The organism is Candidatus Eremiobacteraceae bacterium (genome assembly GCA_036511855.1).
In the GTDB taxonomy this organism is placed as follows: Bacteria; Vulcanimicrobiota; Vulcanimicrobiia; order Eremiobacterales; family Eremiobacteraceae; genus JABCYQ01.
The window spans coordinates 1-9564 of sequence record DATCBN010000058.1; the positions used below are offsets into that span (position 1 = coordinate 1).

General features: G+C 60.1%; 9 protein-coding genes and 2 tRNA genes. All 11 read right to left on the reverse strand.

All coding sequences use genetic code 11. From position 1 onward, the window contains the following. Window positions 1–128: 128 nt before the first annotated feature. Window positions 129–1580: an SGNH/GDSL hydrolase family protein gene (locus tag VII69_08045; GenBank protein ID HEY5095049.1), complete on the reverse strand. Its 1452-nt coding sequence runs from the start codon at window positions 1578–1580 to the stop codon at window positions 129–131. Between the two features lie 68 nt (window positions 1581–1648). Beyond that, window positions 1649–2833, reverse strand: a complete 1185-nt coding sequence (locus tag VII69_08050; protein HEY5095050.1) for a hypothetical protein — start codon at window positions 2831–2833, stop codon at window positions 1649–1651. Window positions 2834–3026: 193 nt separating this feature from the next. Then, the gene (locus VII69_08055; GenBank protein HEY5095051.1) at window positions 3027–3602 is read right to left on the reverse strand and encodes a hypothetical protein; all 576 of its coding nucleotides are present in this window, start codon (window positions 3600–3602) and stop codon (window positions 3027–3029) included. 112 nt (window positions 3603–3714) lie between these two features. Further along, window positions 3715–4122, reverse strand: a complete 408-nt coding sequence (gene msrB / locus VII69_08060) for a peptide-methionine (R)-S-oxide reductase MsrB (protein ID HEY5095052.1) — start codon at window positions 4120–4122, stop codon at window positions 3715–3717. A gap of 67 nt (window positions 4123–4189) precedes the next feature. Continuing rightward, window positions 4190–4927 carry a hypothetical protein gene (locus VII69_08065; protein ID HEY5095053.1) on the reverse strand — a complete coding sequence of 246 codons (738 nt, stop codon included), beginning with the start codon at window positions 4925–4927 and terminating at the stop codon, window positions 4190–4192. 56 nt (window positions 4928–4983) lie between these two features. Continuing rightward, window positions 4984–5568 carry an acyltransferase gene (locus VII69_08070; GenBank protein HEY5095054.1) on the reverse strand — a complete coding sequence of 195 codons (585 nt, stop codon included), beginning with the start codon at window positions 5566–5568 and terminating at the stop codon, window positions 4984–4986. Between the two features lie 135 nt (window positions 5569–5703). Further along, window positions 5704–5779, reverse strand: a tRNA-Phe gene (locus tag VII69_08075). A gap of 61 nt (window positions 5780–5840) precedes the next feature. Then, window positions 5841–6191 carry a cytochrome c gene (locus VII69_08080; GenBank protein ID HEY5095055.1) on the reverse strand — a complete coding sequence of 117 codons (351 nt, stop codon included), beginning with the start codon at window positions 6189–6191 and terminating at the stop codon, window positions 5841–5843. Beyond that, entirely contained in the window at window positions 6188–7408 is a 1221-nt protein-coding gene (locus VII69_08085; protein HEY5095056.1) for a molybdopterin-dependent oxidoreductase, read from the reverse strand. Before VII69_08085 ends, VII69_08080 begins: the two co-directional genes overlap by 4 nt. Before the next feature lie 698 nt (window positions 7409–8106). Then, window positions 8107–8183, reverse strand: a tRNA-Asp gene (locus VII69_08090). 201 nt (window positions 8184–8384) lie between these two features. Beyond that, window positions 8385–9248 carry an AraC family transcriptional regulator gene (locus VII69_08095; protein ID HEY5095057.1) on the reverse strand — a complete coding sequence of 288 codons (864 nt, stop codon included), beginning with the start codon at window positions 9246–9248 and terminating at the stop codon, window positions 8385–8387. Window positions 9249–9564 lie beyond the last annotated feature (316 nt).

Here is a 9564-nt window from a genome sequence, read left to right on the forward strand (position 1 = left end):
AGGCCGGCACGCTGCTCGTGATGAGCTATGCGAGCCACTTCAATTACGATCACGGCATTCCAAAGACCAAGCAGCGAGTCGGTCCTCGGATCAGCATCGCCTTTCGACGGACCGTCGTACCATGATCTTCAGTGCTGCGCGTACGGATCGGTAGAGTAGATCGAGAATATCTGCGCGCTCGAAAGCTGTGGGATCGACTGGCCGAGCCCCGTGTCGATGGTGCCGATGAAGTCGTTCGCGATGAGCGCATAGCCGGTATTAGACGGGTGGAGGCCATCAAAGCTCAAAAGGCCGCCCAAGAACGCGAGACTACAGCATTTCGGCGGATTGATGGGCACGCCGCCGGCCTGTTTTATCTGGGCGAATAGCGCGTGGATATCGACGAGCGGCGCCTTTGTCGCAGTGGCAGCGGCGCCGATGGCGGCGTTATATGCCGTGTTGAGCGCTTGCACTTGCGCCGCGAACGCATCGGTGAGGTAGTCCCCGGGCGCGGAGAGCACGGGCTGAAATCCGCCGCCCGCGAGTGTGGCCAATGTGACAAAAAGTCCGGACTCCGTGAGGTATCCGTTGGGACCGACGCCATACGTGGATTGGATGTACGCCGTCACGGCTTGCGCGGCAGGAGGCGGCACGAAAAACGGCGCGGCTTCGAGGGTGGCGATGAGGGTGGGGCCGCCCTGGAAGAATTGCGGCGTGCTCAACACGTCGGGCAGATTCGCGATGACCACGCGCGATCCGCCGGCGTAGAGTTGGCGGATGAGCGAGGTGAGATCGGCTTTCATTTGGGCCGGCGTATCCGAAGGCGCCTTTCCGCCGGTGAACGTGTACTTGAGCAAGTCGTTCGCACCGAGCCAGACGGTGGTGAGCGATGGGTGCAAGGATATGGCAGCTTTCACTTGCGTGAGCGGATGGACGTCGTTCGCAAATCCGCCTAGTACTGGATAGAACATGCCGCTCTCGCCGCTGACGACGGCCTGCAGCGCCGATGTCGGATCCTTCGGATTGAATGGATACGAACAGCTAGGCTGCTCGCCAGGCCCGGTGAGCGGGTTGATCATGAACAGCGCTTCGTGCACGGTCTGGCCCGGTATGCCGACATCGAGCACTTGCGCGCTCGGATTGAGGCGCGTCGCCGAATACGTGCCGAGCGTGTACGCTTCATTGTTATACGTGTCGCAACTGGAATGCGTGGCCGCGAACAGCGCGGTCGTTCCAAGGACGAGTTGCGATCCTAAGCCCGGCGCGCCAATGAGCGGCAGGGGCGATGTCGCCGGATCGTACATGGACGCCTGCGAAGCCCCCGTCGCTTGCTGGAACACGAGCGACCAGAATCCGTTTTCCTGAGTAGCCGGCACGAGATTGCCGGGAAATCCGGAGAGCGAGCTCGTGGTGTTAACGCCGAGCAGGCCGCCAGATTGGAAACCTGCGGTGAGACTGTCGCCGACGCCGACGATGCGCGTCAGTGCGGGTCCTTTCACCGGCGGTTGCGGAACTTTCGGCGCACTGCTCGAGCTCGAACAGCCGGCGACCACCAAAACCGCGGCGGCCGCTGCGAACGTGACTCGGATATCTCTTAACATCGTGAATGGCTCCGTACTAGGGCAAGCATCGCTTGCCCAACTTTCCACTGACGAGCCTGCTGCTCATATCAGAATGGCAACACGCTCGGCGAACCGATGCCGATTTGGAGCTGCAGTTGGGTGGCTTTGAGTCCGCCGACCTGTGGGATGACCGGATTTTGTGAACACGGCAACGCGAGGCAGTGCAATGAGCTGATGCCGTACGGACTATAGTTCGACGGACTGCCGCTGTTGAGCACGAGCTGTACGAATCCCATCTTGCCGACCTTTTCGGACGCGCCGAGAAAGTAGGAATAGATGTGCTGCGCGTATGGGTCGGTGGGCAAGTAGTCGCGCGAAGCTTGGGGCTGGATGAAGAATTTTGTCTTGTCGTTGAGATTGTATTCGACGTAGAATATCTGATAGAGCTGGGTGTGATTCTCTTGATTCACGCCGTTGAGATGGGTGAGCCAACTTGGAGCGGCCGTGAACGTGCCGAACATCTTGGGTGTCGACAAAAACGGCAGCGTAAAGGCGAGTGAATAGTATTGCGCCGTGCGCGTGTCGACGTCCGTTATCGGAAATCCGCGATATTCGAAAGGCACGACGTCCTCATGGCCGACGCCTACCGTGGACGTACGCGAGACGTACGTCGGAGAGATGACCAAGGGCAGCTTGCCGAAGTTGAACAGACGCTCGACGTTAAAGATGGCAAAGCGGTCTTTCGTGGTGACATCGATGCCGGCCGTGCTGAGATCCACCGTACCCACGGGAGGCCCAAATCCTTGGATGAACAGCGGCACGGTGCCGCTGTCGAATCCGACCGGATAGTGCTGCAGCTCGTAGTAGCTGGCCGAAACGCGTAGACGGGGATTGAAGCCGTATGACGCGACCGCGTCGACGCCGCCCGGCAGCCAGCGCTTGCCGTGATCGCCGACGTTGCCGAATGGATAGGCAGAGCTGAAGTCTGCGGTATATGTGAATCCGACAGGCAGCCCGGCCTGCGCGCCGGTTGGGATCTTTGGATAGGCGTTGCTTTTTTGGGCGCCGTCCGAACTTGGCGCTGGCGTTTCCGTGCCTGCCGTAGCGGCGGCGCGGAGCGCGTTTCGGATCGCCAGATTGGCTGCGGGAACCACTTGCTGCCCGAGGGCTCCATCGGCGTCCGCTGGCGCCGGTTGTCTGACGATGGTTGATGAGATGATGGCGGTGAGGATGCTCAGCGTGATAAACGCGGACGATATATGCCGTCGAGAACTGATCTTGAGAAGACCCATGCAACGACCTCCGCCGATGGAAGCGGGCACGGGCGCGCGGATGCCGTGGCGCCCCGTTTCCCCATCGTATTGGCGAAGGGTGACGGTGACCCTGCGATTTGTCGATAACGCGTCTGTGCAGAGGATGGCAAACGAGCAGGCGGCCGAATTGCTTCGGCCGCCTGCTGTTTATGGTACGGATCGGCGAACGCGACTAGCTTACGATGATCACCGTGCGCATGCCGTCGAGATTGTAGTGATAGAAGCAGCCGAACATGAAGAAGCCCGGCGAACCGCTGTTGTATTTCAGAGATTTCGTACCTGGCGACAGCGGGCCAGTGCTGAACATCGGCGTGCTGATCACGGTGCCGGCGGCCGCTTGCGTAGAACTGCCGTCGAACGAACTTGGCCACGGCGCCATGCTATGTGTGGCCTTGCCTAGGAAGCTGGCAGTGTGCGGCGCCACGGTGTCGACGTTGTTGAAGACAACGGTCGTGGCTGCGGTGAGTTGCACGATCTCCGACGTGAACGACGTCTTGCCGTTGAAGTAACCTAGAATTCGCCCGTACTTCGGACTCGTTTTCGCGGCCTCGCCGGTGATCCTGACGCCGACGTGCGATGCGGCGGTTGCGTCGTCTTCGTGGAGGTCGATGCTCTGGAGCGCCGACGGTCCCGCCGCGTGCGACGCAAGATGCGACGCGGGCATGGAAGTGACGCTCTGGCTGCCACATCCCGCTAGAGCAAGCACCGCCGAAGCGAAAAGAACTTGTTTGATCCGAACAGGAAACATAAAACTCTCACCCCTATCAACTGACGAATTGAAGTAGAACCACGTTGAGTCAAACATATCACGTCGGCACGTCATATTCATTCCGACCAATGGACCAGACTGAATCTTCTTTTCAGGCGTCTTTCAGGCGGTCGTCAAAGCCGAGCGAAACGGAGTTCATGCAGTAGCGTTGACCGGTCGGTTCAGGACCATCGTCGAAGACGTGGCCCAAGTGCGAACCGCACGACTTGCAGCGCACTTCCGTGCGTGTCGTGCCGAGACTGTCGTCGACGAGCAATTCCACGGCGTCGGGCGTGAGCGGTTCGTAGAAGCTCGGCCAGCCGCAGCCGGAATCGAATTTCGTGTCGGACTTGAATAGCGGCGCGGCGCACGCGGCGCATGAGTACGTACCTTCAGCCTTGTTGTGCAGGAGCTTTCCGGAGAACGGTGGTTCTGTTCCGGCCTGGCGCAAAACCCGATACTGCTCCGGGGTCAGCTCGCGCTTCCATTCGGCGTCGGTCTTCGTTGGAGTGGATGGCATCTCAATTCTCCTCTCAGTAGTGGTTACGAGATTGTTGCGGATTTGGATGTACGCCTGCTGCTGGCGGTCAATTTCTAAACCAGATGGCGAATACGACCCCGAGCACGGCGATCACGACGCCGCTGAGCACTTCGCCATAACGTTCGAGCGGTCCGTACGATACGCTCTTGAGGCTCGACACGGTCGCAACGGTGAGCGCGACGTATGTGCCGATCGTCGCGAGTGCGAACGCGACCGACATAATAGCGAGAAGCGGCGCGCCGTATTTGGCAGCGGCGAAGAATGCGGGGATGCCTTCGACCATCGGCGAGGATCCCAAAATCAACACGAGCGCGGTCCGCGATGATGTCGGGTGCTCGTGCGCGTGCAGCGGCGGATCGGAAGTGGCGACTTGAGCGGCGTCGTGCATGTCCGCGACGTCGTGGTCGTGCCAGTGTACGTGTTCCAGGCCACCCGCGTGGCGATGGAGATGCGCATGGCCGCTTTGGGTGCGCAACTCACGCAGTGCAGCAATCGCCGTCCAGGTCCCGAATGTGATCAGCGCCGCGCTCACCAGCAGTTCGACTAGGTTGCCCAACCGCGCGGCTGCTGCGACGCCCGCGAACCAGACGACGACGGCGATCGCAAGAGTGGAGACGGTGTGCCCGACGCCGGCGACCGCCGCCGCGCGCGCCGTGCGCGAGGGAGACCATCCGCGCTGACGCGCGATGAGGGCGAGCGGCGCCCAGTGGTCCGGCACCATCGTGTGGAAAACACCCACCGCGACGGCGGCCGATACCAAGAGCGCTTGAGGACCGAAATCCATCAAGTGCTAATTGGCGCGGCAAGCGCGTCTTGACCTTTGGGGAACGCGTTCTGGGGTTAGGCGCTTTGGTTGGTGAGCTCTCGCGGGCGCAACGACCGCAAGACCCGCGCGGGGCAACCCACGGCGAGTGAGTACGGCGGAATGTCTGAGACGACGACCGCGCCCGCGCCGATCATGGAATGGTGGCCGATGGTGACGCCCGGAACGATGACCGAACCGGAGCAGACGAGGGTGTGGTCTTCGATGACGACCGGAGCGAAATCGAAACTGAGCGGCTTCCAAATATCGAGCGAATCGGGATCGATCTGGCGGGCTTCATGGGCGGTGATGCTGACATGCGCGCCGATGTGCACGTTGTCGCCGATGGTGATACCCCCGGCGCCCCATAAAACCGCATATGGGCCGATCTCGCAATTTTCGCCGATCTTGATAAAGCCTTTGTATGCGTTCCAAGCGCCGCCCGAGCAGTTGAGATAGGCTCGCCGGTCGAGCAACGTGTTGCGTCCGGCAGTGAAATGAGAGAGCCCACGGACAACGACGCCTTCGCTTAGACGAAGGTGAGGGAATTTATCGCGCAGCTCCTGATCGCGGTATGCAGCCCGGAGCTGCGCTGCGCAGGAGCGCAAGAAGCGGCCGATCATGGAACTAGTGTTCGCGAGCCCTTGCTTGCACTCTTTAGTATGAAAGTACCCATTTGAGTCCTAAAACTTGGTCCGATGGTCGCGGAACGCGCGAAGAAGCCTTGCAGATGGATCGCATGTGCAAGGCTTCAACCGTGGTGCCGAGAGCCAGAATCGAACTGGCGACACCGCGCTTTTCAGGCGCGTGCTCTACCGACTGAGCTATCTCGGCGGCGGGTCCGGATTTCGCCGTATAGCCGATGATACCTCGCATTGCGCGCGCGCAGCGGGCGCTACTTCTTGCCGTTTTGACCGACGAGATACGCGACCAGCGTGGCCACATCGCTGTCGTTCAACGGCGCGCCGTACGCGGTCTTCATCTTCATCACCTCTGCGCGCCATTGCACGTCGGTGAGCGCAGGCTGCATGTACACGTAGTCGGCGGCGTGACATATCGTGCAGTTGGCTTGCGCGACGGATTGACCAGGCCCTGGCCCAAATGACCGCGCATCCGGCGGCAACGTCACGCTGACCTGAGCATCGGTGGCTGCCGATGCGCCGGCAAGATTCGTGGCGACTAGGGGCGCGATCAGCGATAGCGCGCACGCTGCGATGACCAGGCTCAGCCTCTCGTATTTCTTCACGACACCGTCACCTTTACGGTTTCGATCACGTTTCTCGCGTACCCGGAAGAGTTCCACGCCAACGTCAGCGGCTGGGTCGCGCCATCCTCCGCCGTTGCGACCGATTGCAGCGCATATTGTTTGCCGGGTTCGGCGTTAAATCTCGCCGTCCACTCACGGAAACTGTATTTGCCAAGATCGAGACCGAGCGTCGCCATCGTCCACGTGGCGCCTCCATCGCTGCTGAACTTCACCATTGTGATTCCGGCACCGCCGTCGAAGGCGATGCCGCGCACGATCGCAGTGGGGGACGAGGGGACGCTCGCGCCGTCCGCTATGTTCGTGATGAATGAACGGACGTTCAGACGTGTGATCGGCACCGTCGGCACCTTCGTGCCGGGCGCCTGACATCCGCACGGCGCTGCCGGGATCCGATAGGCCGTCTTCATCCAGAAATTGTCGTCCGGCTGCGCGAGGATCTCGATGTCGTCGAGCATCTTGACCCAATACGTCGCGAACCAGCCGGGAACAACGAGCCGCACCGGAAATCCGTTGAGCAGCGGCAGCGGCTTTCCGTTCATCTCATATGCGAGGAGTATATCTTCGCCGGTCGCCACGCCGAGGTCGAGCGACTTCATGAAGTCGGGCGTCTGCGGGAGTACCGGTTTGTCCATGCCGTTGAAACGCACTTGCACGGCGCCGCTTTGCACTTTGGCGAGAGCGAGAACGTCCTTGAGCCTTGCACCGCGCCATGTCGCGTTCCCCATGCCGCCGTTGCCCCATTGGCCCCCCGGCACGCGCGGTTCGAAAAATCCCCGGCTGTTGCCCGAACATTGACATACCGCGTTTATTTCGGTTGCCTCGAAGCGCTTTTTCAATTCGTCCAAGGTGAGCGTGAACGGACTGTCGACCAGGCCGTGCACGTTCAATCGGTATGAGAGCGGGTCGATGGTGGTCGGCACACCCGCCAAGTGCCAGCGCACGAAAAAAGCGTCATTCGGCGTGAGCAGTCCGCCGTTGAATATTTCGAACGGCGTCTCGAGCTGCACGGGCCGCGACGTCAGCACGATCATGTCGCGTTTTTGTGGATAGGCCGCGAGGCTCCGGACGCCATTTGCGAATGGCAGCGTGACGGTCTCCGCGCCGCGCGCCGCGGATGGCCACTGCGATATGCCGAGCCCGCCTGCAACGGCGGCCGCCCCGGCGATGAAAGATTGCCGCGATAGTTCATTGCCCATGTAGACCCTCCACTCCAACATGACGACGATGTCGTCACTTTCGATGTCGCCAAGACCGGTCCATCGCGAATAACGCGAACTATTTGTCTACTAAGTTGGTAGACTTAATGCTAATAGGATTGCCTGGGCGTGCAATCGCCTCCTGCTCTTCCCCTCGTATCGTCGCAGTATGACATGCATCCGAAAGAAACGCGATTGTGGCGAGCAAGCCGCAAATCGTACGAACCGCATGAAGGGTGCCCCATCTGACAATCTGTGATCTCGTTTGCGGGGTTGAAGTCGCCACATCGATCGCCATCAGCGCATTGTTCGTCGGCATAATGCCCAACACTGTCAAGGGATAGTTCGCGATCATCTAGATGGCGCCAACCAAGAACCCGAGCTCTCTTGCATGCCACCAGGTGATCAGGCCAAAGATACACCCTACGACAGCGAGAGGAGCTTGCATCGCGGTACCGCGCTTGTAGGACGATTTCCATTCCGAAAGCAGCGCTCGATCGTCAAGTACGAGGCGCGCGGGCTGCTCGGCAACGCTGACGTAGAGCGCGGTGCCGGCAAGAGCCGAAGCCGATATCAATGCGAGGACACCAAGGATCAATTTTGCTCCACCGCTAGCGGATTAGCTCATCCATACCTAAAGCACGATCCGCCACGATGTTAAGAAAGCCCCGCGATCCCGATGATGCAGGGCTTCCAACTGGCGACGCTGAACGGGCTCGAACCGTCGACCTCCTGCGTGACAGGCAGGCGCTCTAACCAACTGAGCTACAGCGCCACGCTGATTCCCATATGGATTTTTGGACATTTCGACCATCTAGACGTCTTGCGTGGCCCAGCCTTTCTTGGACCACCTTCACATTTTCGCCTGCCGCCGGGCTCAGCGTCGAGTGCCGCAGATCGAGGAAGCGCAACGGCTTTCCCTATGTTGGTTGAAGCGACTTAGCTATCCGATGATTTCGTATTTGTTTTCGCGGGGCTATTCGTGCTGCCGCTTGACGACTGCCGGCGTGACGCCCACTACGCGGCGCATGCAGCGCGCCATGTGGCTTTGATCGGAGAATCCAGAAAGCGATGCGACTTCGGTAAGGCTATATTTACGTTTCGTTAGCAGGCTCATTGCATATTCGACGCGACATTGAATGACGAATTGATGGGCGGGCTGGTTGGTCGCCTCTTTGAACAATATCCTAAAACGCGACGGGCTGAGTCCCGCGACGGCCGCAAGCTCGCTCAATGAGAGATCGAGAACAAGATTGTCGTGGATGTAGTCGATGACGGCGCTCAACCGCCGCTTTGAAAAGCTGTATACGCGAGGTGGGACGATCGGAGCGTAGCGTTGCAGGAGCCGCGCAGCAAGTGCCAACCCGAGGCTGTCGGCGTACAGCCGTCCATTGGGTTCGGGTCCCTGCAATTCCAGTTGGAGCGCCCGACCGATGTGGCCGATTCGCGGATCACGCAGTCGCAGTTGCGCCTCGACAGAAACGGTGTCGGGATTCAGGTCCATGCCCTCGGCAGCGGTTTGCATGAGCGAAGGCATCAAGCAAATGCCCAACATCGTGGCCGGCCCATCTTCTTCCCAAACGGCTGAATGAGCGAGCGGCACGACATCACAATCGCCCGGGCTCATGCGCCGGCGCTGGACGAATCCGGCGCAACGACAGGTCGCGATGATAGGCGCACTGAGATGCATCCGCACCCTGTGGTGCGTCTTGGGCGGCATCTCCGCGAATCCGCCTGACGTGTCATAGAGCTGGGCCGCGAATCCAGTCCACGAGCGCCCTTCACTGGTCGCCCTCAGGGTGATGTGGATCTGGCTCGCGGCCCAAGCGCGCTCTTCCATAGCTGAACTAATTCGTCAGTTCTTCCCAACACCTTGCTTCCCGGTGCCTCTGGGTGGAGCGCGATCAGCCAAACGTGCTCTAAACCATCGGAATGTGCCCGCCATCCGTCATGAAGCCGTCGTATAGGGCGGTTTGACGATCCCGCTTTTTTTGGGCACTGCATATGAACACAGAAATGCGAGCACTGAGGCCAGAGCCGGACCTAAACAATTTCTTGCGAAGAGGAACTATTTCGATCTCGATATGCTGAGCGGCGCGCGCCGTAGAATGCGGGCCGCCAGCATTTCAAACCTTGAACAAATCGAGTGAATGGCC